15 protein-coding genes and 8 pseudogenes are annotated in these 26,065 nt (G+C 67.5%); 21 read left to right on the forward strand and 2 right to left on the reverse strand.

The window, feature by feature from the left end; translation table 11 throughout:
• Positions 1 to 46: 46 nt before the first annotated feature.
• The 14 genes and pseudogenes from lpxD to kdoO all read left to right on the forward strand — a co-directional run bounded on the left by lpxD (position 47) and on the right by kdoO (position 12,787).
• Positions 47 to 1,033, forward strand: a complete 987-nt coding sequence (gene lpxD / locus H0I39_RS14390; protein ID WP_180550964.1) for a UDP-3-O-(3-hydroxymyristoyl)glucosamine N-acyltransferase — start codon at positions 47 to 49, stop codon at positions 1,031 to 1,033.
• 61 nt (positions 1,034 to 1,094) lie between these two features.
• On the forward strand, positions 1,095 to 1,538 hold the full coding sequence (gene fabZ, locus H0I39_RS14395) for a 3-hydroxyacyl-ACP dehydratase FabZ (RefSeq protein ID WP_180550965.1): 444 nt from the start codon (positions 1,095 to 1,097) through the stop codon (positions 1,536 to 1,538).
• A 143-nt stretch (positions 1,539 to 1,681) separates the two neighbouring features.
• A complete protein-coding gene (gene lpxA / locus H0I39_RS14400) occupies positions 1,682 to 2,470 on the forward strand; it encodes an acyl-ACP--UDP-N-acetylglucosamine O-acyltransferase (RefSeq protein WP_180550966.1) in 789 nt (262 codons plus the stop codon).
• A 148-nt stretch (positions 2,471 to 2,618) separates the two neighbouring features.
• Positions 2,619 to 3,835, forward strand: a pseudogene (lpxB, locus tag H0I39_RS14405) (lipid-A-disaccharide synthase).
• Positions 3,807 to 4,442, forward strand: coding sequence for a ribonuclease HII (gene rnhB / locus H0I39_RS14410; protein ID WP_180550967.1), 636 nt, complete (start codon positions 3,807 to 3,809; stop codon positions 4,440 to 4,442). Before lpxB ends, rnhB begins: the two are co-directional and overlap by 29 nt.
• Positions 4,439 to 5,215 (forward strand): TrmH family RNA methyltransferase, encoded by a 777-nt coding sequence (locus H0I39_RS14415; RefSeq protein ID WP_180550968.1) that lies wholly within the window; start codon positions 4,439 to 4,441, stop codon positions 5,213 to 5,215. The genes rnhB and H0I39_RS14415 overlap by 4 nt, the downstream gene beginning before the upstream one ends.
• Positions 5,216 to 5,374: 159 nt before the next feature.
• Positions 5,375 to 6,546: pseudogene (carA, locus tag H0I39_RS14420) on the forward strand (glutamine-hydrolyzing carbamoyl-phosphate synthase small subunit).
• Positions 6,547 to 6,578: 32 nt separating this feature from the next.
• Positions 6,579 to 6,731, forward strand: coding sequence for a hypothetical protein (locus H0I39_RS22385; protein ID WP_257645802.1), 153 nt, complete (start codon positions 6,579 to 6,581; stop codon positions 6,729 to 6,731).
• Positions 6,722 to 6,940 (forward strand): hypothetical protein, encoded by a 219-nt coding sequence (locus tag H0I39_RS22390; protein ID WP_257645803.1) that lies wholly within the window; start codon positions 6,722 to 6,724, stop codon positions 6,938 to 6,940. Before H0I39_RS22385 ends, H0I39_RS22390 begins: the two co-directional genes overlap by 10 nt.
• 171 nt (positions 6,941 to 7,111) lie before the next feature.
• Positions 7,112 to 7,594 (forward strand): hypothetical protein, encoded by a 483-nt coding sequence (locus tag H0I39_RS14430; RefSeq protein ID WP_180550969.1) that lies wholly within the window; start codon positions 7,112 to 7,114, stop codon positions 7,592 to 7,594.
• A 9-nt stretch (positions 7,595 to 7,603) separates the two neighbouring features.
• Positions 7,604 to 10,884 (forward strand): annotated as a pseudogene (gene carB, locus H0I39_RS14435) (carbamoyl-phosphate synthase large subunit).
• Positions 10,885 to 10,984: 100 nt separating this feature from the next.
• Positions 10,985 to 11,461: a transcription elongation factor GreA gene (gene greA / locus H0I39_RS14440; RefSeq protein ID WP_180550970.1), complete on the forward strand. Its 477-nt coding sequence runs from the start codon at positions 10,985 to 10,987 to the stop codon at positions 11,459 to 11,461.
• A 14-nt stretch (positions 11,462 to 11,475) separates the two neighbouring features.
• A pseudogene (locus H0I39_RS14445) lies at positions 11,476 to 11,891 on the forward strand (DUF4149 domain-containing protein).
• Positions 11,892 to 11,895: 4 nt separating this feature from the next.
• A pseudogene (kdoO, locus tag H0I39_RS14450) lies at positions 11,896 to 12,787 on the forward strand (Kdo hydroxylase KdoO).
• Positions 12,788 to 13,384: 597 nt separating this feature from the next.
• Here kdoO and H0I39_RS14455 read toward each other — a convergent pair.
• Both H0I39_RS14455 and H0I39_RS14460 read right to left on the reverse strand, forming a co-directional pair.
• Positions 13,385 to 14,139, reverse strand: a pseudogene (locus H0I39_RS14455) (glycosyltransferase).
• Between the two features lie 132 nt (positions 14,140 to 14,271).
• The gene (locus H0I39_RS14460) at positions 14,272 to 14,742 is read right to left on the reverse strand and encodes a YhbY family RNA-binding protein (RefSeq protein WP_180550971.1); all 471 of its coding nucleotides are present in this window, start codon (positions 14,740 to 14,742) and stop codon (positions 14,272 to 14,274) included.
• 196 nt (positions 14,743 to 14,938) lie between these two features.
• Between H0I39_RS14460 and H0I39_RS14465 the strand changes: the two genes are divergently transcribed.
• The 7 genes and pseudogenes from H0I39_RS14465 to H0I39_RS14495 all read left to right on the forward strand — a co-directional run bounded on the left by H0I39_RS14465 (position 14,939) and on the right by H0I39_RS14495 (position 25,911).
• Complete coding sequence (locus H0I39_RS14465; RefSeq protein WP_180550972.1) at positions 14,939 to 15,601, forward strand: RlmE family RNA methyltransferase; 663 nt, start codon at positions 14,939 to 14,941, stop codon at positions 15,599 to 15,601.
• A gap of 198 nt (positions 15,602 to 15,799) precedes the next feature.
• Positions 15,800 to 17,713 (forward strand): ATP-dependent zinc metalloprotease FtsH, encoded by a 1,914-nt coding sequence (gene ftsH / locus H0I39_RS14470; RefSeq protein WP_180550973.1) that lies wholly within the window; start codon positions 15,800 to 15,802, stop codon positions 17,711 to 17,713.
• Positions 17,714 to 17,859: 146 nt separating this feature from the next.
• Positions 17,860 to 18,743: pseudogene (folP, locus tag H0I39_RS14475) on the forward strand (dihydropteroate synthase).
• Positions 18,744 to 18,892: 149 nt separating this feature from the next.
• On the forward strand, positions 18,893 to 21,598 hold the full coding sequence (locus H0I39_RS14480) for a molybdopterin-dependent oxidoreductase (protein ID WP_257645804.1): 2,706 nt from the start codon (positions 18,893 to 18,895) through the stop codon (positions 21,596 to 21,598).
• 142 nt (positions 21,599 to 21,740) lie between these two features.
• Positions 21,741 to 23,098 (forward strand): annotated as a pseudogene (gene glmM, locus H0I39_RS14485) (phosphoglucosamine mutase).
• 264 nt (positions 23,099 to 23,362) lie between these two features.
• Positions 23,363 to 24,118, forward strand: a complete 756-nt coding sequence (locus tag H0I39_RS14490) for a class I SAM-dependent methyltransferase (RefSeq protein ID WP_180550974.1) — start codon at positions 23,363 to 23,365, stop codon at positions 24,116 to 24,118.
• A complete protein-coding gene (locus H0I39_RS14495; protein ID WP_180550975.1) occupies positions 24,115 to 25,911 on the forward strand; it encodes a GspE/PulE family protein in 1,797 nt (598 codons plus the stop codon). Before H0I39_RS14490 ends, H0I39_RS14495 begins: the two co-directional genes overlap by 4 nt.
• The last annotated feature ends 154 nt before the right edge of the window (positions 25,912 to 26,065 follow it).

Here is a 26,065-nt window from a genome sequence, read left to right on the forward strand (position 1 = left end):
CGGCCGGGCACCCTGCCCGGCATCGGACTGTCCTGAGGCACGCGACGTGACACTGAGAACCGGAGCCATCGTCCAGGCCTTGGGCGGCGAACTGTTTGGCGATGCCGATCGCCTCATCACCCGGCTGGCGCCGCTGGAAAGCGCGCAGCCGTCCGAGCTGAGCTTCCTCGTCAACCCCCGGCTCACCCAGGTGCTGGCCGGCAGCCAGGCCGGCTGCGTGATCGTCGGCGCCGCCATGGCCGAGGCCGCCCGCGCCCGCGGCGACTGCATCGTGGCCGACAACCCGCACCTGTACTTCGCCCGCGTCACGCAGATGTGGAAGCGCCTGCACGGCGGCGCGGCGCGGCGCGGCGTGCACCCCAGCGCGGTGGTCCAGGAGGGCGCCTTCGTGCATCCCACGGCCAGCGTGGGCGCGCTGTGCTTCGTCGGGCGCGGTGCGCGCATCGGCGAAGACACCCTGGTCAAGGAGCGCGTGACCATCGGCGAGGACTGCGTGATCGGCGCGCGCTGTGTCATCCAGAGCGGCGCCGTGATCGGCGGCGACGGCTTCGGCTTCGCGCCGCATGAGGGTGCCTGGGAGAAGATCGAGCAGCTCGGCGCCGTGCGCATCGGCGACGACGTGGAGATCGGCGCCAACACCTGCATCGACCGCGGCGCGCTCGACGACACCGTGATCGAGGACGGCGTCAAGCTCGACAACCTGATCCAGATCGGCCACAACTGCCACATCGGCCAGCACACGGCCATGGCCGGTTGCGTGGGCGTGGCCGGCAGCGCACGCATCGGCGCCTACTGCACGGTGGGCGGCGCGGGCATGATCGCCGGTCACCTGACCATCGCCGACCACGTGCATGTGTCGGCGGCCTCGTTCGTCACCCGCTCCATCCTCAAGCCGGGGCATTACACCGGCTTCTTCCCCATCGCCGAGAATCGCGAGTGGGAAAAGAACGCGGCCACGCTCAAGCAGATCCATCGCCTGCGCGACCGCATCAAGCACCTCGAGCAGATGCTGCCCGAGCAGGATCAAGAATGAAATCGGCCGTCAGGCGCCGTGGTACAGGCGTTGACAGCTATCAATTGATGAGCAAAATGCCATGATGGACATCTATCACATCCTGACCAAGCTGCCGCACCGCTACCCCTTCTTGCTGGTCGACCGCGTGCTGGACATCGACCTGCAGGCCAAGACCATCCGCGCGATCAAGAACGTGACGGTGAACGAGCCCTGCTTCACCGGCCACTTTCCCAAGCGCCCGGTGTTTCCCGGCGTGCTGATCCTGGAGGCGCTGGCCCAGTCGTGCGCACTGCTGTCGTTCGAGACCGAGGGCATCGCGCTCGACGACGAGTCGGTGTTCTACTTCGTCGGCATCGACGGCGCGCGCTTCAAGCGGCCGGTGGAGCCGGGCGACCAGCTGGTGCTGCACGCCGCCATGGACCGCTCGCGCGGCGGCATCTATAAGTTCAAGTGCCATGCCGACGTGGACGGCGAGGTGGCGGCCGAGGCCGAGATCATGTGCACCATGAGGAAAGTGGTGTGACCCCCTGAGCCGCGGCATGACCTGTCCCCCTGAGTCCCTTCGCGCCTTCCCCCACGGGGGACACCACCAGTGGCCGGGCCAAGCCCGCTCCACGGTGGCCGCTGGCATGGCCTGCTCCGCGGCCATCTGATTGCTGGTTGGGCATGGCTGCGATTCATCCTACTGCGCTGGTCGACCCGAAGGCCCAACTGGATTCAAGCGTCAGCGTCGGCCCCTACGCCGTCATCGGGCCGCACGTGCGCATCGGCGCCGGCACCACGGTCGGGGCGCACTGCGTGATAGAGGGCCACACCACCATCGGGCAGGACAACCGCATCTTCCAGTTCGCCAGCGTGGGCGCGCAGCCTCAGGACAAGAAATACGCCGGCGAGCCGACCCGGCTGGAGATCGGCGACGGCAACACAATCCGCGAGTTCGTCACCATCAACACCGGCACCGTGCAGGACGAGGGCCTGACCCGCATCGGCCACGACTGCTGGATCATGGCCTACGTCCACATCGCCCACGATTGCCGCCTGGGCGACCACATCATCCTGGCCAACGCCGTGCAACTGGCGGGCCATGTGCACCTGGGCGACTGGGTGTTCCTGGGCGGCCTGACCGGCGTGCACCAGTTCGGCCGCGTCGGCGCGCACGCCATGACGGCCTTCCAGACCCGGCTGGCGCAGGACGTGCCGCCCTTCGTCACCGCCGGCGGCAACCCGGCCGAGGCGCAGAGCATCAACGCCGAGGGGCTCAAGCGCCGCGGCTTTTCGCCCGAGCGCATCACGCTCATCAAGCAGATGTACCGGCTGCTCTACCGCCAGGGCCTGACGCTTCATGCTGCGCGCCAGCAGATCGACGCGCTGCGCGGCGAGGTGGCCGAGGCGGATGCCGACATCGCCCTGATGCAGGATTTCCTGACGTCGGCCACGCGCGGTATCGTGCGCTGAATGCTTCAATTAACATAGCTGCTTGCGCCGGTAAATAGAGGTTTTCAGGTCGTTTTCTCTTGAGAGTGGCTAGAATCAGGCGCAAGCCACTATCAATAAATGACCGCCTGGGGGCGATGCGCCTGGGCCTGGTTCCTATACTCACCGCATGAACGCGCATCCAGCGTCACCGCGCCTGGGCCTTGTCGCTGGCGAAGCCTCGGGCGATCTGCTGGCGGGCCTGCTGCTCGACGGCTTGCGCGCGCGCTGGCCTGGCCTGCAGGCGGCGGGCATCGGCGGCGCGCAGATGGCGGCGCGCGGCTTCGAGGCCTGGTGGCCGGTCGAGAAGCTCTCGGTGCGCGGCTACCTGGAGGTGCTGCCGCGCCTGCCCGAGCTGCTTCGTATCCGCAAGCAGCTGGGCGACCGCCTGCTGGCCGAGCGGCCCGACCTGTTCATAGGCGTCGATGCGCCTGATTTCAATTTCGACCTGGAGGCGCGGCTGAAAGGCGCCGGCCTCAAGACGCTGCACTTCGTCAGCCCGTCGTTCTGGGCCTGGCGGCCCGAGAAGCTGCCAAGCTGAAAGCCGCCGCCGACCACGTGCTGTGCCTGTTCCCGTTCGAGCCCGAGCTGCTGGCCGAACACGGCATTGGTGCCACCTACGTGGGCCATCCGCTGGCCAGCGTGATTCCGCTGAAGCCCGACCGCGCCGCCGCGCGCCGCGCGCTGGGGCTGGCCGAGCAGGGCACCGTGGTGGCCCTGCTGCCGGGCAGCCGCGCCGCCGAGGTCATGCATCTGGGTGCCCGGTTCTTTCAGGCGGCAGCGCTGATCCAGAAAGCGCAACCCGCTACGCAATTCATAGTGCCGGCAGTGCCGCATCTGCAGCCGCAGATCGAAGCTGCCGCCCGCGCCAGCGGGCTGGGCGATGCCGTCAAGGTGCTGCGCGGCCAGTCGCACGCCGCGCTGGCCGCCTGCGACGTGACGCTGATCGCCAGCGGCACCGCCACGCTGGAAGCCGCGCTGTTCAAGCGCCCCATGGTCATCGCCTACGCCATGCCGGGTTTCAGCTACCGGCTGATGGCGGCCAAGCGCCAGTTGCCCTGGATTGGCCTGCCCAACGTGCTGTGCGCGCCGCGCGGCTGGCTGCACCGGCCCGCCAGCGTGGCGCCGCACGACTGGGCCGACCGCCCCGGAGCGCCCTTCGTGGTGCCCGAGCTGATCCAGCACGCCGCCACGCCCGACGCGCTGGCCCGCGCGGTGCTGGACTGGCTGGCGGCGCCTGAGAAAATCGCGGCAGTCCAGCAGCGCTTCACCGCGCTGCACCACGAATTGCAACGCGACACCGCCCAACTCGCCACCGATGCGATCGAAACGCTTCTTGCGCGCTGAGCAAGGCGCCCTGAACTGGGACACGCCCGGCCTGCTGGCCGGCGTGGACGAGGCTGGGCGCGGCCCGCTGGCCGGGCCGGTGGTGGCCGCCGCCGTCATCCTCGACCCGCGCCAGCCCATCGCCGGCCTGGCCGATTCGAAGAAGCTCACGGCGCGCCGGCGCGAGCGCCTGTACGACGAGATTTGCGCCAAGGCGCTGTGCTGCTCCATCGCGCTGGCCAGCGTGGCCGAAATCGACCGCCTCAACATCCTGCAGGCCACGCTGCTGGCCATGCAGCGCGCCGTGGCCGGCCTGCGCCTGCCGCCGGCCAAGGTGCTGGTCGATGGCAACCGCCTGCCCACCCTGGGCGTGCTGGCCGAGGCCATCGTCGATGGCGATGCCACCGTGCCCGCCATCTCTGCCGCCTCCATCCTGGCCAAGGTGCAGCGCGACCGCTGGTGCGCCGAGGTGGATGCGCAATGGCCGCAGTACGGCTTTGCCGCGCACAAGGGTTATGGCACCGCCGCGCACCTGGCGGCGCTGCGCGCGCACGGGGCCTGCGAGCACCACCGCCGCAGTTTCGCGCCCGTGGCGGCGGTGCTGCTGCAAGCCGTGGAGCGCGCATGAGCGTGAACGAGCCGCAGCGCATCACCTCGCGCGACAACGCGTTGCTGAAGGATTTGCGCCGCCTGGCGCAAGGCAATGGCGAATACCGCAAGCAGGGCCGTGTGTGGATCGAAGGCGATCACCTGTGCAGCGCCGCCCTGCTGCGCGGCTGGCGGCCGGCGCTCGCTGTGTTTTCCGAGTCATATTGGCCTCTGGCGACCGCCCATATTGCGCAAGCAGCTACCAAAAACGTAGTGATCGACGATGCGCTGATGAAGACCATCAGCGATCTGCCATCGCCCGCGCCAATGGCCTTCCTGCTCGATCTGCCCGCGGCGCCCACGCTCGACGTGCAGGCGCCCACCGTGGTGCTCGACCGCGTGCAGGACGCCGGCAACGTCGGCTCCATCCTGCGCAGCGCCGCGGCCTTCGGCTTCACGCAGGTGGCGGCGCTCAAGGGCACGGCGCTGCTGTGGTCGCCCAAGGTGCTGCGGGCCGGCATGGGCGCGCACTTCGGCCTGCGGCTGGTCGAAGGGCTGGTGGCCGATGACCTGGCCGCGCTGCAGGTGCCGCTGCTGGTGACCAGCTCGCACGAGGGCGACTGGCTGCACCGCGCCGCGTTGCCCTGGCCCTGCGCCTGGGTGCTGGGGCACGAAGGGCAGGGCGTTGACGCCGCGCTGGCCGCACGCGCCGCCCAGGCGGTGCGCATTGCGCAGCCAGGCGGCGAAGAGTCGCTGAACGTGGCCGCCGCGGCGGCGATCTGCCTGCACGCCAGCGGGGTTTCTCGCGCCTGACGGCACTTTTCTGCCGCAGGCGCGCCGTTATAATCAGAGGCTTTTCTCGAAACAGCGTCGCCCGACCGCACCAAAAGCAACCCTTGTCTATCTGAGAGCTGCCGCGCGTGCCGTTGCGGCCAGCGTGCACGGGCGACCGAATCTCACACGGAGAACCCAGTGCTTTCGTCTCTCGAGGGGAAATTCCCGCCCGCCATCCTGGCGCTTGCCGACGGCAGCTGTTTTCTGGGCCAGTCCATCGGCGCCACCGGCACCACCACGGGCGAAGTGGTGTTCAACACCTCCATGACCGGCTACCAGGAAATCCTGACCGATCCCAGCTACCGCCAGCAGATCGTCACGCTGACCTATCCGCACATCGGCAACGTCGGTGTCAACGACGAAGACGTCGAATCCTCCAAGGTGCAGGCCGCCGGGCTGATCATCAAGGACTTGCCCCTGCTGGTCAGCAACTTCCGCGCCCAGCGCAGCCTGAGCGACTACCTGAAGGCCGAGAACACCGTCGCCATCGCCGGCATCGACACCCGCAAGCTCACGCGCATCCTGCGCACCAAGGGCGCGCAGAACGGCGCCATCGTCGGCCTGCCCGCGGGCGAGCAGCCCACGCCCGCGCGCATCGACGAGGCCCTGGCCGCGGCGCGCAACGCGCCCTCCATGGTCGGGCTCGACCTGGCCAAGGTGGTCAGCACCCAGCGCCCCTACGACTGGAACCAGACCGAGTGGTCGATCGAGGGCGGCTTCGGCACGCAGGACAAACCGCGCTTCAAGGTCATCGCCTACGACTTCGGCGTCAAGAAGAACATCCTGCGCATGCTGGCTGCGCGCGGCTGTGCCGTCACTGTTGTGCCGGCGCAGACCCCGGCGTCGGAAGTGCTGGCGCGCAAGCCGGACGGCGTATTCCTCTCCAACGGCCCGGGCGACCCGGAGCCGTGCGACTACGCCATCGCCGCCGCGCGCGAGCTGATCGACAGTGGCACGCCGGTGTTCGGCATCTGCCTGGGCCACCAGATCATGGCGCTGGCCTGCGGCGCCAAAACCTACAAGATGAAGTTCGGCCACCACGGCGCCAACCACCCGGTGAAGGATCTGCAGGATGGCCGCGTGTCCATCACCAGCCAGAACCACGGCTTCGCGGTCGATGAGAAGACGCTGCCCGCCAACGTGCGCGCCACGCACGTGAGCCTGTTCGACGGCACGCTGCAGGGCCTGGCCTACGTGGACAAGCCGGCGTTCTGCTTCCAGGGCCACCCCGAGGCGCTGCCCGGCCCCACGACGTCGGCTACCTGTTCGACCGCTTCATGGAAAAAATGGCTGCAGCGCCCGCCAAATAAGCGCAAGCAGCTATCGTTATGGGAGTGAACACATGAAGCTGTACAGCTTTCCCCAAGCCGCGCTGGAAAAGGCCATTGCCAAGCGCATGCTCACCCTGCCGCCGCCGCACAGGGAATGGTTTGCCGACCGCTGGTCGCAAAGCCCTACAAGAAGTCCTTCATCGAGCACAAGGCCATGCCGCTGATCACGCTGCTGGCCAAGGGCAAGACCTGGGACGAAGAGACCTTCAACAGCGAGCTTTCCGCGTGGGGCGTCAAGTTCTACGACGCCGAAGCCGAGGTGCTGCGCCCGATGGTGGAAGGCGATGGCGTGATCCAGCTCATGCAGAAGAACATGCCGCCCGAGCGCGTGCAGGCGCTGCTCACCAAGCTGAACGAAGACCGCCATGCCTGAACGGCGCGCGCTGCGTTCACCCCGCCATGCCCGCCGCGCGGGCCGTTCGCGCCTGGGCGCGACGGCCTTGGCGCTGCTGGCGGCGGGTGCGCGCAGCCGCCGCAGGCTCCGGCCGATCTGGTCGAGCGGTTTGCCGACGCCTACGTCCAGCTGCTGCCCCTTGGCCGCGTGATGGATCTGGCTGCTGCGAAAGATGCGCACTGGCCTCTCGGCGAGAAGGCCGGGATGGTGAGCGGCGCGCAACTGGGCTGCGTGCGCCGCGCGATGTCGTCGCCAGTGGTCACGCCACGCCAGCGCCAGGCAGCGCGCGACTACGCGCACGCGCACCCGGCCACGCTGCAGGCTGATCTGCAGATCCTGGAAGCGGGTGCTGCCCGGGTGCTCGGCCAGGCCATGGTGTGGGGCGCCGAAGGCAAGACCACGCAACCGCTGGCCGGTGCCACGGCGGCGGAAGCGCGCGCAGTGGCCGCTTTCGTGCTGGAGCCGCGGTACGCTGACTTGCGGCGTGCCACCGGCGTCGCACAAATGCTCGGCGCCAGTACCCAGTCCAGCCAGGCGATCCAAGGTGGTCGAGGCGTGGCCCAAGGGCTGCTGGTGCACCACCTGACCGACGCCTTTCTCAGCTGCCACATTCCGGTCAAGCTGCTTTACTGATCCAAAGAAATGCCCAAAAGAACCGACCTCAAGAGCATCCTCATCATCGGCGCCGGCCCCATCGTCATCGGCCAGGCGTGCGAGTTCGACTACTCCGGCGTGCAGGCCTGCAAGGCGCTGCGCGAGGAGGGCTACCGCGTCATCCTGATCAACAGCAACCCCGCCACGATCATGACCGACCCGGCCACGGCCGACGTCACCTACATCGAGCCTATCACCTGGCCCACAGTCGAGAAGATCATCGCCAAGGAGCGTCCCGACGCCATCCTGCCCACCATGGGCGGCCAGACGGCGCTGAACTGCGCGCTCGATCTGTGGCGCCACGGCGTGCTGGCCAAGTACAACGTCGAGCTGATCGGCGCCAAGCCCGAGGCCATCGACAAGGCCGAAGACCGCCTGAAGTTCAAGGACGCGATGACGCGCATCGGCCTCGGCTCGGCCAAGAGCGGCATCGCCCACAGCATGGACGAGGCTTGGGCGGTGCAGAAGCACGTGGGCTTCCCGACCGTCATCCGCCCAAGCTTCACGCTCGGCGGCACCGGCGGCGGCATCGCCTACAACCCGGAAGAGTTCGAGACCATCTGCAAGCGCGGGCTGGAGGCCTCGCCCACCAACGAGCTGCTGATCGAGGAATCGCTGCTCGGCTGGAAGGAGTTCGAGATGGAAGTCGTGCGCGACCGCGCCGACAACTGCATCATCATCTGCTCGATCGAGAACCTGGACCCGATGGGCGTGCACACCGGCGATTCGATCACCGTCGCCCCGGCGCAGACGCTGACCGACAAGGAATACCAGGTCATGCGCAACGCCTCCATCGCGGTGCTGCGCGAGATCGGCGTGGACACGGGTGGTTCCAACGTGCAATTTGCGGTCAACCCCAAGGACGGGCGCATGATCGTCATCGAGATGAACCCGCGCGTGAGCCGCTCGTCGGCGCTGGCGTCCAAGGCCACGGGCTTTCCCATTGCCAAGGTGGCGGCCAAGCTGGCGGTGGGCTACACGCTGGACGAGCTGAAGAACGACATCACGGGCGGCGCCACACCGGCCTCGTTCGAGCCGACCATCGACTACGTGGTCACCAAGATTCCGCGCTTCGCGTTCGAGAAATTTCCGCCGCCGACAACCGCCTGACCACGCAGATGAAGAGCGTGGGCGAGGTGATGGCGATTGGCCGCACCTTTCAGGAATCGTTCCAGAAGGCGCTGCGCGGGCTGGAGGTCGGCGTCGACGGCATGAACGAGAAGACGCAGGACCGCGAGTGGCTGGAGAAGGAGCTTGGCGAGCCCGGCCCCGACCGCATCTGGTTCGTCGGCGACGCGTTCGCCGCCGGCTGGTCGCTGGACGAAGTGCACGACCTCACAAAAATAGACAAGTGGTTCCTGGTGCAGATCGAGGAGATCGTCAAGATCGAGCTGGAGCTGGATCAGCACACCGCGAAGCACGGTGACAAGGCGCTCGAGATGCTCTCGAAAGAGGAGCTGTTGACGCTGAAGCAGAAAGGCTTCTCGGACCGCCGTCTGGCAAAGCTGCTGAAGACCACCGACAAGGCCGTGCGCGAGCGCCGCCGCGCGCTGAACGTGCGTCCGGTGTTCAAGCGCGTCGACACCTGCGCCGCCGAATTCGCCACCGACACCGCCTACATGTACTCGACCTACGAGGACGAGTGCGAGGCCGAGCCTTCGAGCAAGAAGAAGATCATGGTGCTGGGCGGTGGCCCCAACCGCATCGGCCAGGGCATCGAGTTCGACTACTGCTGTGTGCACGCCGCGCTGGCGATGCGCGAGGACGGCTACGAGACCATCATGGTCAACTGCAACCCCGAGACGGTGTCCACCGACTACGACACCTCCGATCGCCTGTACTTCGAGCCACTGACGCTGGAAGACGTGCTGGAGATCGTCGACAAGGAAAAACCCACCGGTGTGATCGTGCAGTACGGCGGCCAGACGCCGCTGAAGCTGGCGCTGGGGCTGGAGGCCGAGGGCGTGCCCATCATCGGCACCACGCCCGACATGATCGACGCCGCCGAAGACCGCGAGCGCTTCCAGAAGCTGCTGCACGAGCTGAAGCTGCTGCAGCCGCCCAACGCCACCGCGCGCACTGAAAGTGAAGCGCTGGAGAAGGCCGCCGAACTGGGCTACCCGCTGGTGGTGCGCCCCAGCTACGTGCTGGGCGGCCGTGCGATGGAAATCGTGCACGAGCAGCGCGACCTGGAGCGCTACATGCGCGAGGCGGTGAAGGTCAGCAACGACTCGCCCGTGCTGCTGGACCGCTTCCTGAGCGACGCCATCGAATGCGACGTCGACGCCGTGCGCGACAGCACCGGCCGCGTGTTCATCGGCGGCGTGATGGAGCACATCGAGCAGGCCGGCGTGCACTCGGGCGACTCGGGCTGCTCGCTGCCGCCGTACTACCTCAAGCAGGCCACCATCGACGAACTCAAGCGCCAGACCGCCGCCATGGCTGAAGGCCTGAACGTGGTCGGCCTGATGAACGTGCAGTTCGCCATCCAGGAAGTGCCGCAGGACGATGGCACGAAGAAGGACGTGATCTACGTGCTGGAGGTGAACCCGCGCGCCAGCCGTACCGTGCCCTTCGTCAGCAAGGCCACCGGCATCCAGCTGGCCAAGGTGGCCGCGCGCGTCATGGCCGGCCAGTCGCTGGATGCGCAAGGCGTGGGCGCCGAGGTCACGCCGCCGTACTTCAGCGTCAAGGAGGCCGTGTTCCCCTTCGTCAAGTTCCCCGGCGTGGACACCATCCTCGGCCCCGAGATGAAGTCCACCGGCGAGGTGATGGGCGTGGGCAAGACCTTCGGCGAAGCCTTCATCAAGGCCCAGATGGGCGCCGGCGAGCGCCTGCCCAAGCCCCTGAAGGCCGACGGCACGCCGGCCGGCAAGGTGTTCCTGACGGTGAAGCAAAGCGACAAGCCGACCGCGGTGCAGATCGCGCGCGACCTGGCGGCCATGGGCTTCAGCCTGGTGGCCACCAAGGGCACGGCGCAGGCCATCCGCGATGCGGGCGTGGCCTGCGACACGGTGAACAAGGTCACCGAAGGCCGCCCGCACATCGTCGACATGATCAAGAACGGCGAGATCTCGCTGGTCATCAACACGGTGGAAGAGCGCCGCAACGCCATTGCCGACAGCCGCGCCATCCGCACCAGCTCGCTGTTGGCGCGCGTGCCCACCATCACCACCATCGCCGGCGCCGAGGCGGCCGTCGAAGGCATGAAGTTCATGGACAAACTGGGGGTGGTGTCGGTGCAGGAGATGCACGCCGAACTGGCGTAGGAACGGCGGACACCCACCACCGGGGCGGCATAATCCGCCCCATTCACCACACCGCCGAGGGGCAACGCTCGGCGGTTTCCTTTGAATCGAGAGACAAGCCATGGCCACCATCCCCATCACCAAGCGCGGCGCCGAGAAGCTGAAGGAAGAGCTGCACCGCCTGAAGACCAAGGACCGCCCCGAGGTCATCAACGCCATCGCCGAGGCGCGCGCGCAGGGCGACCTGAGCGAGAACGCCGAATATGACGCCGCCAAGGACCGCCAGGGCTTCATCGAAGGCCGCATCAAGGAGGTCGAGGGCAAGCTGGCCGCCGCCCAGGTGATCGACCCGGCCTCGCTGGATGCCGGCGGCAAGGTGGTGTTCGGCGCCACGGTCGATCTGGAAGAGGAAGACTCGGGCGAGCAGGTGACCTACCAGATCGTCGGCGAGGACGAGGCCGACCTGAAGCACGGGCTGATCAACATCAGCAGCCCGATCGCCCGCGCGCTGATCGGCAAGGAAGAGGGCGACACGGCGGTGGTGCAGGCGCCGGGTGGTGACCGGCACTATGAAATCATCGCCGTCCGCTACGTCTGACCGGGGCGGTTGCCATGCTGAACGCGCGCATCGTCACCTTCGCCAGCGCCCTGTGGTGGGGCAGCCTGACGGCGGTCGGCTTCATGGTGGTGCCGCTGCTGTTCAAGTTTCTGCCCACGCCGGCCCTGGCCGGCAACATGGCGGCCCGGCTGTTCACGGCGCAGACTTGGGTGGCGGTGGCGTGCGGTGTGGTGCTCCTGCTTTCCCTGAAGAATCAGGCCACGGCGCAGGCGGGCAGGGCGCGGTCAGCTCTGTTTTTGTAGTTCTCGGCCTGCTGCTGGCCTTGCTGATCGAGTTTGCCGTGGCGCCGCGCATCGTGGCGCGCGAGAATCTGCGCCTGTGGCACGGCGTGGGCACGCTGATGTACGCCGTGCAATGGCTGTGCGCCGCCATCGTGCTGTGGCGCCTGGCCGATGACAAGCGGGGGTGATGGCATGGATTCGCAGATCGTCGAGATCGACTTCAACGACTGGGCCCAGGCCCACAGCCGGCCCGAGTGGACGGCCGCGCTGGAGGCCGGCAAGGTGCTGTTCTTTCCGCGCCTGGGTTTTGCCGTGCAGCCCGACGAGCAGGCGCTGCTGCGCGAGGACATGCTGGCGCCGAAGTCGCGCAACGTCAGTCTGGGCGCCGACGGCGTGCTGAAGGGTGCGGCCGGCAGCGCCGCCGAGCAGCAGGCGCTGGCGGCGATGGTGGGCCGTTTTCGCCAGCAGGCGCTGCGGCTGGTGGACGACCTGCTGCCCGAATACCAGGGCCTGTTGCGCATCGCGCCCACCAGCTTTCGTCCCAGGCAGGTGGAGACGCGCGCGCAGTCGGTGCGCGCCGACGACCAGCGCATGCACGTGGATGCCTTCCTCGCGCCCCAGCTATGGCGAGCGGCTGCTGCGCGTGTTCACCAACCTGAACCCGCAGGGCGTGCCACGCGTGTGGCGCGTGGGCGAGGACTTCGAGACCATCGCGCGCCGCTACCTGCCCCAGGCCAAGCCTTACCGACTGTGGCAAGCCAAGGTGCTCAACGCCGTGCACGCCACCAAGTCATTGCGCAGCGAGTACGACCACCTGATGCTGCAACTGCACGACCTGATGAAGTTCGACGAGGCGTACCAGAAGAACGGCACGCAGGTGACGGTGCCGTTTCCGCCCGGCAGCGTGTGGGTGTGCTTCTCGGATCAGGCCACGCACGCGGTGATGAGCGGCCAGTTCATGATGGAGCAGACGCTGTACCTGCCGCCCGGCAAGGAGGTCGATCCGCAGGCCAGCCCGCTGGCGATCCTGACCCGGCTGATGGGCCGCCCGCTGGTGGGCGTGGGTGCGCGCACGGCGCGCTGAAAGCGCCGCGATTCGCGCCGCCGCCGCGCCTTCGCAAAGTCATCCTGATCAGCTGGATAAGGGGAGTATCTGGCTGTAACTCTTGATTGGCGGGCGCTGGCGATGGGGCGCTGGGGAGTATGTGATCCTCGGCAGACCTTTCATGCCGCTTTGCGCACCGAACGATGACCCATGTCCGTGGCTGGCGCCGCATGAACCATGGTGAATGGTTTCCGGGTCATTGAAGCGCAGCGCAGCCATTCGTCATGGTTGCTTGCCGAGTCACCCGTCTCCGGCAGCGTTGTGGGAGCGGGCTTGCCCGCGATCAAGCGTTCGTGACGACGAGGCGCCGCCATCGCGGGCAAGCCCGCTCCTACACCGCGGATGCGGTCCGCGCGTCAACCGAGACTGCTTGATGATCAAGCGTTCTTGAAAGCCGATGCGTCTCAGGGGCACGCGCCGGCGCGCTGCCTGCTGCCAGTGCGAGCGGCTGCAGCACCGGCCGGGAAAGGCGCGGCACGCCACATACTCCCAGCCATGCGATCCGCTAGCGCCCGAAATACGGACGCTGGTGGTGCATACTCCCTAAAATCAATTCAGGAAGGGGCTGACGCTGCTTCAGCCCTTCCACGCATCGGCCACCCAGGTGGCCGGCTGGATGTGGTGAAAGCGCTTGTTGCGCCGCCCCGCCAGTGCGTCGTGCGGGTTCACCTCGCCGTGGAAGATGATGATGCGCGCGCCCTGCGGCACGAAAGGCGGCTTCCAGTAATTGGTCGGCCAGGCCGGGATGCAGTGGTACTTGAAGCTGGGGCACCAGCCGACGGGCCAGTAGCTCAGCTTGCCCTGCCTGTGCAGAAAATGCGAGAGGAAGTCCTGCTCGTTGCGGTATTCCTTTGCGCCTCCTCCATGTGGCCACGGAAGTACGCCAGCGCATCGGCATGCGCGCCCAGCGTGAAGCGGTACACCGACGAGTTGCCCACGATGCGCTCGCCGAAGCGCCAGAAGCGCGGGTAGTCCTTGATGATCAGGAACTCGCCGGGTTGGGTGAAGAAGTCGTCCAGGCTGCCGACGATCACCACGTCCAGATCGAGGAACAGCGCCGTGCCGCGCAGGCCGTGCAGGTCGGCCTCGAAGGTGGTCAGCTTCTTCCACGCGCCGTCGCGCTGGCCGGGCTTGAGCTGCAGGTTCAGCGGCGGGATGGGCAGGCATTGCACCTCGGGGCGGATGCCGCTGGCGTCGTCCGTCAGGCAGACGAAGTTGAAGTCGCCGTGCAGGTGGCGGCGCACCATGCCGTACAGGCGGTTGACGTATTCGGGCCCGTACTTGGTGCCCCACTTCATGCACAGAATGTGCCGCTGGCCCTTGTCCGACATGCGCTAGTAGCTCTGTTTTTATAGAAACGAGTGGCTGCGGAGCAAGCCGTGCGAGGACGCCGCGGAGCGGGCTTGGCCCGGCCGCTGGCGTCGTCCCCTCTGGGGAAGGCGCTGAAGGCGACTCAGGGGGTGTCATGTCCGGTTCTTCTTGACTGATTTTTGCTTGGGCGCGGCTTTCTTCAGCTTGCCGCCGGGCGTCAGCCGCTGGTTGCCCAGCACGCGCACCACGCGCACTTGCGGGCGCTGGCCGCCGCGCTTGCTGTACTTCAGCACCTTCACGTCCTTGGGGCCGGCCATGCGGTCTTCGTCCTCGGCGCGCGCCTTCTTCGGCTGGGGCCGCCACAGCACCAGCAGCTTGCCGATGTGCTGGATGGGCGCGGCGTTCAGCTCGTCGGCCAGTTGTTGGTAGATCGCCTCGCGCGCGGCGCGGTCGTCGCCGTGCACGCGGATCTTGATCAGGCCGTGGGCGTTCAGCGCCGCGTCGGTCTCCTTCATGACCGCGGGCGTCAGGCCGTCGCCGCCGATCATGACCACGGGGTCGAGGTGGTGCGCTTCGGCGCGGTGCGCCTTGCGCTCGGCAGGGGTCAGTTCGATGTGCGGCATGGGCGTGATTATCGTGGTGCCGCGCGGATGACGAAATGATCCCGGTGCTGCGCACCGCCATGACGGCCGCTGACGCGGCCATGAAACCGGGCACGGGGTGCGCTGATCAACTGAACGTGGTCATTCCGTCATCGACGGTGCGCAGCACCCAGGTCATGGCGCCGCGCCAGCGGTGCCGGCATTGGACAATAGCGCCATGAAGGTCAAAACCAAGAGCAAGAAGGTCAACAAGGCATGGCTGGCCGATCACCTGAACGACCCGTACGTCAAACAGGCGCAGAAGGACGGCTATCGCGCCCGTGCGGCCTACAAGCTGAAGGAGATCGACGAGACGCTGGGGCTCATCAAGCCCGGCATGCGCGTGGTCGATCTGGGCAGCACGCCCGGTGCCTGGAGCCAGTACCTGCGCCGGCGCCTGTCGCCCGGCGGCGCGGCGATGGGCGCGCTCGATGGGGTCATCGTCGCGCTCGACATCCTGCCGATGGAGCCGATCGAGGGCGTGCAGTTTCTGCAGGGCGACTTCCGCGAGGACGCCGTGCTGGCGCAGCTGAGCGAGGTCGTGGGCGGCCAGCCGGTGGACGTGGTGGTGTCCGACATGGCGCCCAACCTGTCGGGCATCGAATCGAGCGATGCGGCGCGCATCAGCCACCTGGTGGAACTGGCGGTGGATTTTGCGCAGGCGCACCTGAAGCCCGGCGGGGCGCTGGTGGTGAAGCTGTTTCACGGCAGCGGCTACAGCCAGCTGGTCAAGCTGTTCAAGGAGCGCTTCAAGGTCGTCAAGCCGATCAAACCCAAGGCCTCGCGCGACAAATCGTCGGAAACCTTTCTGGTGGGCATCGGTCTGAAGAACGCTGCGTGAGCGCACAGTCTTGACCCGTGTCAAGGGTTGAAGCTGAATGTGTTTCGGATGCGGGTGATTCCCCGCCGCTTTTCGGCATTAATACGGGTTCTCCCCGCAGGGACACCGGCTTCGTCTGACGTCGGCGCCAGGTTGAAATGCCTAAAATGACCCGCATGTACCCGGCATTGCCGGGTTTTCTGACTGGAGCGCAAGGCTTTGAAAAATCAATGGTTCTCGAAGATCGCCGTCTGGATGGTGATCGCCATGGTGCTGTTCACTGTGTTCAAGCAGTTCGACGGCGGCCGCATGGCCAGCGCCAGTCACATGGCCTATTCCGACTTCCTGGAAGAAGTGCGCAACAACCGTGTGAAAAGCGCCACCATCCAGGAGGGCCAGGGCGGCACCGACATCGTGGCGACGATGAACGACGACCGCCGCGTGCGCACGCAAGCCACCTACCTGGATCGCGGCCTGGTCGGTGACCTGATCAACCACGGCATCAAGTTCGACGTCAAGCCGCGCGAGGAAGGCTCGCTGCTGATGACCCTGCTCGTCAGCTGGGGCCCGATGCTGCTGCTGATCGGCGTGTGGGTCTACTTCATGCGCCAGATGCAGGGCGGTGGCAAGGGCGGCGCGTTCAGCTTCGGCAAGAGCAAGGCGCGCATGCTGGACGAGAACAACAACACCGTTACCTTCGCCGACGTGGCCGGCTGCGACGAAGCCAAGGAAGAAGTCAAGGAGGTCGTCGACTTCCTGAAAGACCCGCAGAAATTCCAGAAACTCGGCGGCCGCATTCCGCGCGGCCTGCTGCTGGTCGGCCCGCCCGGCACCGGCAAGACGCTGCTGGCCAAGTCGATCGCCGGCGAGGCCAAGGTGCCGTTCTTCAGCATTTCGGGTTCCGACTTCGTCGAGATGTTCGTCGGCGTGGGTGCGGCGCGCGTGCGCGACATGTTCGAGAACGCCAAGAAGAACGCGCCCTGCATCATCTTCATCGACGAGATCGACGCCGTCGGCCGCCAGCGTGGCGCGGGCCTGGGTGGCGGCAACGACGAGCGCGAGCAGACGCTGAACCAGATGCTGGTCGAGATGGACGGCTTCGAGACCAACCTGGGCGTGATCGTGGTCGCGGCCACCAACCGCCCCGACATCCTGGACGCCGCGCTGCTGCGCCCCGGCCGCTTCGACCGCCAGGTCTACGTCACGCTGCCCGACATCCGCGGCCGCGAGCAGATCCTGAACGTGCACATGCGCAAGATCCCGATCGGCCAGGACGTGAGCCCCAGCGTCATCGCGCGCGGCACGCCCGGCATGAGCGGCGCCGACCTGGCCAACCTGTGCAACGAGGCCGCGCTGATGGCCGCGCGCCGCAACGCCCGCGTGGTCGAGATGCAGGACTTCGAGAAGGCCAAGGACAAGATCCTGATGGGTCCCGAGCGCAAGAGCATGGTCATGCCCGAGGAAGAGCGCCGCAACACGGCCTACCACGAGAGCGGCCACGCGCTGATCGGCAAACTGCTGCCGAAGTGCGACCCGGTGCACAAGGTCACCATCATCCCGCGCGGCCGCGCGCTGGGCGTGACCATGAGCCTGCCCGAGCAGGACCGCTACAGCTACGACAAGGAATACATGCTGAACCAGATCAGCATGCTGTTCGGTGGCCGCATCGCCGAAGAAGTGTTCATGAACCAGATGACCACCGGTGCCAGCAACGATTTCGAGCGCGCCACCAACCTGGCACGCGACATGGTCATGAAGTACGGCATGAGCGAGGCGCTGGGTCCCATGGTCTATGCCGAGAACGAGGGCGAGGTGTTCCTGGGCCGCAGCGTGACCAAGACCACCAACATCTCGGAAGAGACCATGCAGAAGGTCGACGCCGAGGTGCGCCGCATCATCGACGAGCAGTACGCGCTGGCGCGCAAGCTGATCGAGGACAACCAGGACAAGATGCACGCCATGGCCAAGGCGCTGCTGGACTGGGAAACCATCGACGGCGAGCAGCTCGACGACATCATGGCCGGCCGCGCGCCGCGCCCGCCGCGCGACTTCACGCCGCGCACGCCGTCGTCCGGCGGCAGCGGCGGCACGCCCGCCGCCAAGCCGGCCGACGCGGCACCGACGGTGGCCTGAGCTCCACACTCAATACCCAACAGCCGGACGCAGAGGACGCAGAGATTACGCAGAGGACGCAAAAGGACAGCCAAAATTTGGTTTTCTTTTTGCGTCCTTCGCGAATCTTTGCGCCCTTCGCGTCCGGCTGTTGCGTTTTCTAGCCCATGAATTCCTGGAAGACCACCCGCTTCGAGATCGACCTCGGCCAGCCGCGGGTGATGGGCATCGTCAACGTCGCGCCCGACTCGTTTTCTGATGGCGGCGAACATGCCGACACCGCCGCGGCGCTGCGGCATTGCGAGCAGCTGCTGAAGGACGGCGCGCACATCCTCGACATCGGCGGCGAATCGACCCGCCCGGGCAGCGCCGCGGTACCGCTGGGAGTGGAGCTGGCGCGCGTGGTGCCGCTGGTGCGTGAAGCGGTCAAGCTGGGCGTGCCGATCTCCGTCGACACCTACAAGCCCGAGGTGATGGCGGCGGTGCTGGACGCGGGCGCCGACATCATCAACGACATCTGGGGCCTGCGCCGCGCCGGCGAAGCGGGTGGCCCCAGCGCGCTCGACGTGGTGCGCGGCCACCCGGCCTGCGGCGTGTGCCTGATGCACATGCACCGCGATCCGCAGACCATGCAGGTGGCCCCTATGGATGGCGATGTGGTGCCGCAGGTGCTTCATTTTCTGGAGCAGGCCGGTCAAACCCTGCAAGCGCAGGGGTACAAAAGAATCGCATCGTGCTGGACCCCGGCGTCGGCTTCGGCAAGACCGTGGCGCAGAACTTCGCGCTGCTGGCGCGCCAGGCCGAGCTGCTGCAGGCCGGCTATCCGCTGCTGCTGGGCTGGTCGCGCAAGTCCTCCATCGGTGCGGCGCTGCAGGGCGATGCGGCGGAGCCACCGCCACCCGCTGCCCGCGTGACCGGCAGCGTCGCCGCCGCGCTGATGGCGGTGGAGCGCGGCGCCGCCATCGTGCGCGTGCACGATGTCCGCGAGACGGTGCAGGCGCTGCAGGTGCTGGCCGCCGTGCGCGCCGCCGGCGAGCGCCCCGGCGCCTGACGCGGCCTTCGCGCCGCCGCCGCCCGCGCCCGGCGGCGGCTGGCGCACCACCGTCGGCAGAATCCGACGCCCGGCACGGTTTTGATGAATATCAACCTCGGACGCATTTGATGGTCGCAAAATTCAACCATCAACACGAGGAAGAGACCATGAAATTCACCCGACGTCAATGGATGGGCGCCAGTGCCGCAGGCACGATGGGCGCAGTGGTGGCCGGTGCCGAGCTGTCGCCTCTGGCCAAGGTTTTCGCGGCCGAGCCGGATGCCGCAGCGCAGTTGGCCGCGCTGAAGAGCTTCAGCGGCAAGGTACCCCATGCCACGCACTACGGACCGATGATCGCCACGGTGCAGAAGGGCAGGATCGTCAAGGTCGAGCCGCACGCCACCGACAGGATGCCCACGCCCATCCTCACCGAGGGCGTGCTGGACCGCACCTACGACAAGACCCGCGTGGCCGGCCCCATGGTGCGCAAGGGCTACCTGGACTGGGTGCAGAACGGTTACCAGGGCAGCAGCAAGCCCGAACTGCGCGGCAAGGACGAATGGGTCCAGGTGAGCTGGGACACCGCCCTCGGCCTGACCGCCAAGGCCATCCTCGACACCATCGAGAAGCATGGCAACGAAGGCTGCTTCAGTTCCAGCTACGGTGGCTGGTCGCACGCCGGCATCTTCCGCCCCAATGTGCTGCAAGGCCGCTTCTTCAACCTGCTGGGCGGCTCGTCGATTACCACTGGGGACTACTCGGCCGGCGCCGGCCAGGTGGTGCTGCCAATGGTGATTGGTGACATGGAGGTCTATTCGGCCCAGAGCGCCTGGGAAACCCTGCGCGACAACACCGAACTGGTGGTGTTCGTGGGCTGCGACCCGGACAAGAACAACCGCGTCGAATACACCGTGTGCGACCACGAGATGTACAGCGGCTGGGACGCCATCAAGAAGGCGGGCGTCAAGTTCATCTCCATCAACCCGCAGGTCACCACCACCGACGAGAAGATGGGTTCGGAGTGGGTGAAGATCATCCCCAACACCGACACCGCCCTGTTCCTGGCCATGAGTTACCACCTCATCAGCCAGAAAAAGCACAACCAGGCCTTCATCGACAAGTACACCGTCGGCTTCGACAAGTTCCGCGCCTACCTGGAAGGCAAGGACAAGGACGGCACGCCCGCCAAGACGCCCGAGTGGGCGGCCAGGATCACCGGCATCCCGGCCGCGAAGATCCGCGAGCTGGCCGAGCTGATGGCCTCCAAGCGCACGCAACTGGCGGCTTCGTGGGCCATCCAGCGCGCGCACCATGGCGAGATGCCCTACTGGGCCATCGTCAACTTCTGCTGCGTGCTGGGCAACATCGGTCTGCCGGGGCAGGGCGTCGGCTTCTCGTGGCACTACGGCGGTGGCGGCACCGCGCAGTCGGGCGGCACGGCGCCCACCGGCCTGTCACAGGGCCGCAACCCGGTCAAGAAAATCTGCCCCGCCTCGCGCATCAGCGAGATGCTGCTGAACCCCGGCAAGGAGTTCACCTACAACGGCAGCAAATACACCTACCCCAAGGTCAAGCTGATCTACAACGCCGGCAACAACGCGTTCTCGCACCAGCAGGATCTGAACGAACTGGCGCGCGCCATCCAGGATGTCGACACCATCATCTGCCACGAACCCTGGTGGAACGGCTCGGCCCGCTGGGCCGACATCGTGCTGGCCGCCACCACCACGGTGGAGCGCAACGACATCTCCTCGGCCGGCACCTACAGCATCGACAAGGTGTACGCCATGAAGCAGATCGTGGCGCCCCAGGGCGATGCGCTGGACGACTACGAAATCTTCCGCCGCCTGTCGGCGCTGCTGGGCATCGAATACGCCTTCACCGAAGGCCTGACGCCCATGGACTACGTCAAGGCCGCCTACAACGCCAGCAGCGCGGCCAAGGACACGCCGTTCGAGAAGTTCTGGAAAGAGGGCATGGCCCGCATCCCCGTGCCGCCCGAGGCGCGCAAGTGGGTGCGCCATGGCGACTTCCGCGCCGACCCGGCGCAGAACCCGCTGCACACCACCAGCGGCAAGATCGAGATGTACTCGTCGACCATCGACAAGATGAACATCCCCGACATGCCGCCCATGCCCAAGTGGCTGGAGCCGGGCGAGTGGCTGGGCAACGCGCGCAAGGGCCAGGTGCACGTGGTCAGCCCGCACCCCTACTGGCGCCTGCATTCGCAGATGAACAACTCGGCACGCCTGCGCAAGCGCTACACGGTGCAGACGCGCGAGCCCCTGGTGCTGAGCGAAGAAGACGCCAAGGCCAACGGCATCCAGGATGGCGACCTGGTGGAGCTGTACAACGACCGCGGCGCGGTGGTGGTGGGTGCCCGCGTGTCCAAGCACATCATGCCCGGCGTGGTGAGCCTGCAGGAGGGCGCCTGGCCGCAACTCGACAGCAAGGGGCGCTGCAACAACGGCCTGATCAACTTCCTGACCAGCAGCCGGCGCTCCAGCGGGTTGACGCAGGCGACGACAGCCAACACCTGCATCGCCTCGATCCGCAAGTGCACCGACGCCGATCCGGGTGGCACCAAGGCCTTCGATCCGCCGAAGATCGTCAAGAGCGACGTCAAGTTCGACGAGAAGTTCTACGGCTTCGACCGCGGCGCCGCGCTGCGCGAGAAATCGATGGCCTCGCTCTCGCCGGCCGAGAAGATCTACTACCAGCGCTGCACCGTGTGCCACGGCCCGCGCGATCCGGGCCAGTTCACCGAGAAGCAGTGGCTCGGCATCACGCCCAGCATGTTCCAGCGTGCCGGCCTGGACGATGCGCAGCAGAAGACGGTGCTGGATTTCCTGCTGGCCAACGCCAAGAAGTGAGCGACCACGCGGCGCCTGTGGGGCGCCGCGGCGCTTGCTCTGCCCTGTGGCCCCGCGCACCCGCGCGGGGTTTTTTCATTCGCGCCGATAATCCGGCCTGAACTACCAAAACCATAGCTTCCAGCGCAGGGAGGGCAGGCCCATGAGTCGAAAACTGTTTGGCACCGACGGCATCCGCGGCACCGTGGGGCAGCACCCCATCACGCCCGACCTGGTGCTGCGCCTGGGCCATGCCGTGGGCCGCGTGCTCAAGCGGCACGAGCCGAACCCGCTGGTGCTGATCGGCAAGGACACCCGCATCTCGGGCTACATGCTGGAGAGCGCGCTGGAGTCGGGCCTGAACTCCGCCGGCGCCAGCGTGGTGCTGCTGGGCCCGGTGCCAACCCCGCCGTCGCCTACCTCACGCGGGCGCAGCGCGCCAGCCTGGGCGCGGTCATCAGCGCCAGCCACAACGCCTATCCCGACAACGGCATCAAGTTCTTCAGCGCCCAGGGCACCAAGCTGCCGGACGAATGGGAGCAGCAGGTGGAGGCCGCGCTGGCCGAGCCGCCGCAATGGGCCGACTCGGCCCACCTGGGCCGCGCGCGCCGGCTCGATGACGCGGCCGGCCGCTACATCGAGTTCTGCAAGGGCACCTTCAGCAGCCACCTGCGCCTGCGCGGCATGAAGATCGTGGTGGACGCCGCCCACGGCGCTGCCTACCAGATCGCGCCGCAGGTGTTCCACGAGCTGGGCGCCGAGGTGGTGGCCATCGGTTGCGCGCCCGACGGCCTGAACATCAACGACGGCGTGGGCGCCACCCACCCCGAGGCGCTGGTGCGCGAGGTCATCGCGCGGGGCGCCGACTATGGCATCGCGCTCGATGGAGACGCCGACCGCCTGCAGATGGTGGATGCCAGCGGCCGCCTGTTCAACGGCGACGAACTGCTGTACGTGCTGGCCGCCGACCGGCTGGCGCACCGCCAGGCCAAGGGCAAGCCGCGCGGCACCGAGCTGGGCGGCGTGGTCGGCACGCTGATGACCAACCTGGCGGTGGAACTGGGCATTCAGCGCCTGGGCTACGAGTTCGTGCGCGCCAAGGTGGGCGACCGCTACGTGCTGGAAGAGCTGCACCGGCGCGGCTGGATCCTGGGCGGCGAGGGCTCGGGCCACCTGCTGATGCTGGACCGCCACAGCACGGGCGACGGCCTGGTGTCGGCGCTGCAGGTGCTGCGCGCCTGCGCCGCCAGCGGGCGCACCGTGGCCGAGCAGTTGGCCGGCGTGCAGCTGTTCCCGCAGACGCTCATCAACGTGCGCCTGCAGCCCGGGCAGGACTGGCAGCAGAACGCGCGGCTGCAGGACGAAACCCGCGCCGTCGAGGCTGAACTGGCCGGCACCGGCCGCGTGCTGATCCGCGCCAGCGGCACCGAGCCGCTGGTGCGCGTGATGGTCGAGGCGCAGGACGCCGCCCAGGCGCAGGCGTGCGCCGAGCGGCTGGCGGCGACGATTCTGGAGGGTTGATGGCGACGGCTGCCGGCATGCGCTGGCGTTGGGGGCGCCAAAAACAAGCGATAGCCATTTGGCACCATTTTGAATCTTCAAAATGAGAGCTGCTGGCGCCCGTCATTCGGGCGGTAGACCCGGTTTTCATGGTCAGAAAAATTTGCAAGGTCCCCCCATTTTTCTGCTGTCCGGGCTGGCGCTCGATGGCCGGCGCTGACGCCGCGGCCATCGAGCGCGGCCAAGTCATCAGGGCGCGGACGCACTGGCGATAATCCCCGCACTGTGAAACGCGATTCGCTGGCCTCGTCCGAGGTCAATCTTTCCGAAGCCGACGGCATCCGCTACCTGCACCTGGGCACCGAATGGGTGCAGGGCAGCATGCGCATCAATGCGCCGTTCGACATCGACCTGGAATACGTGCAGCGCATGATGGCCTGGCTGCTGTTCGTGCCGCCTGAAAACGTGGCCGGCCGCCACGCCATGCAGTTGGGCCTGGGCGCGGCGGCGCTCACCAAGTTCTGCTACAAGAAACTGCGCATGACCTGCACCGCGGTCGAGATCAACCCGCGCGTGGCCGACGTGTGCCGCGCCTGGATGCGCCTGCCGCCCGAGGACGAGCGCCTGCGCGTGGTCATTGCCGACGCTGCGCGCGAAATCCGCCAGGCCGAATGGCTGGGCACGGTGGACGCGCTGCAGGTCGACCTGTACGACGCGCAGGCCGCCGCGCCGGTGCTCGACAGCCCCGACTTCTACGCCGACTGCCGCCACCTGCTGACCGACGAGGGCTGCATGACGGTGAACCTGTTCGGCCGCACCGCCAGCTTCGAGCGCAGCCTGGAAAGCATTGCCAGCGCCTTCGGCCCCCGCGCCGTGTGGCAGTTCAAGCCCACGCGCGAGGGCAACACCGTGGTGCTGGCGCAGCGCACGCCCAGCCGCCCCAAGCGCGACGTGCTGCAGCTGCGCGCCGAAGCCATCGAGGCGCGCTGGGATCTGCCGGCCACCAAGTGGCTCAAGGTTTTCAAGGCACTCGAAAAATGAAGCGCTCCACCCGCCCCGCGCCGCTCGCCACGGTCGTTCCCTACGTCGGCCCCGTGCACTGGCGGCACCTGGTCGAATGGCTGCGTGACGATGGCGTGATCACCCCCGCCGAGGCCGAGCGCACCATCGCCCGCTGCTCGCAGGCCGAAAGCGCGCAGCCCGCGCTGGTGCGCCTGGCCGCCGTGGGCGTGGCGCGCGCCAGCGACGGCGCGCCGATGGACGTGGAAGAGCTGACGCAGCACCTGGCGCGCCGCGCCGGGCTGGAGTACCTGCGCATCGACCCGCTGAAGGTGGATGCCGGCAAGGTCTCCGACACCATGAGCGCCAGCTATGCCGAGCGCCACAAGGTGCTGCCGGTGCAGGTCACCGCGGCCGAGGTGGTGGTCGCCACCAGCGAGCCCTTCATCGACGACTGGGTGGCCGAGGTGGAGCGCCAGTCGCGCCGCACGGTGCGCCGCGTGGTGGCCAACCCGGCCGAGATCAAGCGCTACACGGGCGAGTTCTTCGCCCTCGCCAGGTCGGTGCGCGCGGCCATCAAGAGCGGCAGCGGCGCCGGCACCACCAGCTTCGAGCAGCTGGTGGAACTGGGCAAGAGCGGCAAGCAGCTCGACGCCAACGACCAGGGCGTGATCCAGGTGGTCGACTGGCTGTGGCAGTACGCCTTCGACCAGCGCGCCAGCGACATCCACCTGGAGCCGCGGCGCGACCAGGGCGTGATCCGCTTTCGCATCGACGGCGTGCTGCACCCGGTGTACCAGGTGCCGCCGGGCGTGATGAACGCCATCACCGCGCGCGTCAAGCTGCTGGGCCGCATGGACGTGGTGGAAAAACGCCGCCCGCAGGACGGCCGCATCAAGACGCGCAACCCCGGCGGCGACGAGATCGAGATGCGCCTCTCGACGCTGCCCACGGCCTTCGGCGAGAAGCTGGTGATGCGCATCTTCGACCCCGACACGGCGGTGAAGGACCTGGCGGCGCTGGGCTTCTCGCCTCACGACGCGGCGCGCTGGGAGCAGCTGGTGCAGCGCCCGCACGGCATCATCCTGGTCACCGGGCCCACGGGCTCGGGCAAGACGACGACGCTGTATTCCACCCTGCGCCGTGTGGCCACGGAAGAGGTCAACGTCAGCACCATCGAGGACCCGATCGAGCGCATCGACCCGGCGCTGAACCAGACGCAGGTGCAGCCGCAGCTCGAATTCAGCTTTGCCGAGGGCGTGCGCGCGCTGATGCGGCAAGACCCGGACATCATCATGATCGGCGAGATCCGCGACCTGGAAACCGCCGAGATGGCGGTGCAGGCCGCGCTGACCGGTCACCTCGTCTTCAGCACCCTGCACACCAACGACGCGCCCAGCGCGCTGACGCGCCTGATGGAACTGGGCGTGCCGGCCTACCTGCTCAATGCCACCATCCTGGGCGTGCTGGCGCAGCGCCTGGTGCGCACGCTGTGCCCGGCCTGCAAGCAGCCCGACGAGCGCGGCACCACCGAGCTGCTGGCCGAGGCCATCAAGCCCTGGAAGATCAACAGTGGCAACTACCGCCCCTACAAGCCGGTGGGCTGCGTGGATTGCCGCATGACCGGCTTTCGCGGCCGCATGGGCATCTACGAGCTGCTCACGGTGTCGGAGGCGTTCAAGGGCGTCATCCAGCACGACGTGGGGCCGTCGCCGCTGCGCAAGCAGGCCATTGCCGACGGCATGCGGCCGCTGCGCCTGGCCGGCGCCATGCGCGCGGCCGATGGGCTGACCACGCTGGAAGAGGTCATCGCCGCCACGCCGCCGCTGGAATAGCGCGCTGCGATTTCAGGCCGAAGGGCCCGTTGGCGCCGTGGACAGGGCGCCAGCAGCTACTGAAAGCGTAGCTTATCAAGGCCGCTGAGCGCGTGCCGCTAGCCGAAAACCAGGCGCCGCACTGTGCCCGAGGCGACAGCTTTTTCCCGCGGGT

This window comes from Ottowia beijingensis (genome assembly GCF_013423955.1).
GTDB classification, from domain to species: Bacteria; Pseudomonadota; Gammaproteobacteria; order Burkholderiales; family Burkholderiaceae_C; genus Ottowia; species Ottowia beijingensis.

Coding starts and splice junctions, on each gene's coding strand:
- fabZ (WP_180550965.1), top strand. CDS start 1,095: ATGATGGACATCTATCACATCCTGACCAAGCTGCCGCACCGCTACCCC.
- lpxA (WP_180550966.1), top strand. CDS start 1,682: ATGGCTGCGATTCATCCTACTGCGCTGGTCGACCCGAAGGCCCAACTG.
- rnhB (WP_180550967.1), top strand. CDS start 3,807: ATGCGATCGAAACGCTTCTTGCGCGCTGAGCAAGGCGCCCTGAACTGG.
- H0I39_RS14415 (WP_180550968.1), top strand. CDS start 4,439: ATGAGCGTGAACGAGCCGCAGCGCATCACCTCGCGCGACAACGCGTTG.
- H0I39_RS22385 (WP_257645802.1), top strand. CDS start 6,579: ATGAAGCTGTACAGCTTTCCCCAAGCCGCGCTGGAAAAGGCCATTGCC.
- H0I39_RS22390 (WP_257645803.1), top strand. CDS start 6,722: ATGCCGCTGATCACGCTGCTGGCCAAGGGCAAGACCTGGGACGAAGAG.
- H0I39_RS14430 (WP_180550969.1), top strand. CDS start 7,112: ATGGATCTGGCTGCTGCGAAAGATGCGCACTGGCCTCTCGGCGAGAAG.
- greA (WP_180550970.1), top strand. CDS start 10,985: ATGGCCACCATCCCCATCACCAAGCGCGGCGCCGAGAAGCTGAAGGAA.
- H0I39_RS14460 (WP_180550971.1), bottom strand. CDS start 14,742: ATGCCGCACATCGAACTGACCCCTGCCGAGCGCAAGGCGCACCGCGCC.
- H0I39_RS14465 (WP_180550972.1), top strand. CDS start 14,939: ATGAAGGTCAAAACCAAGAGCAAGAAGGTCAACAAGGCATGGCTGGCC.
- H0I39_RS14480 (WP_257645804.1), top strand. CDS start 18,893: ATGAAATTCACCCGACGTCAATGGATGGGCGCCAGTGCCGCAGGCACG.
- H0I39_RS14495 (WP_180550975.1), top strand. CDS start 24,115: ATGAAGCGCTCCACCCGCCCCGCGCCGCTCGCCACGGTCGTTCCCTAC.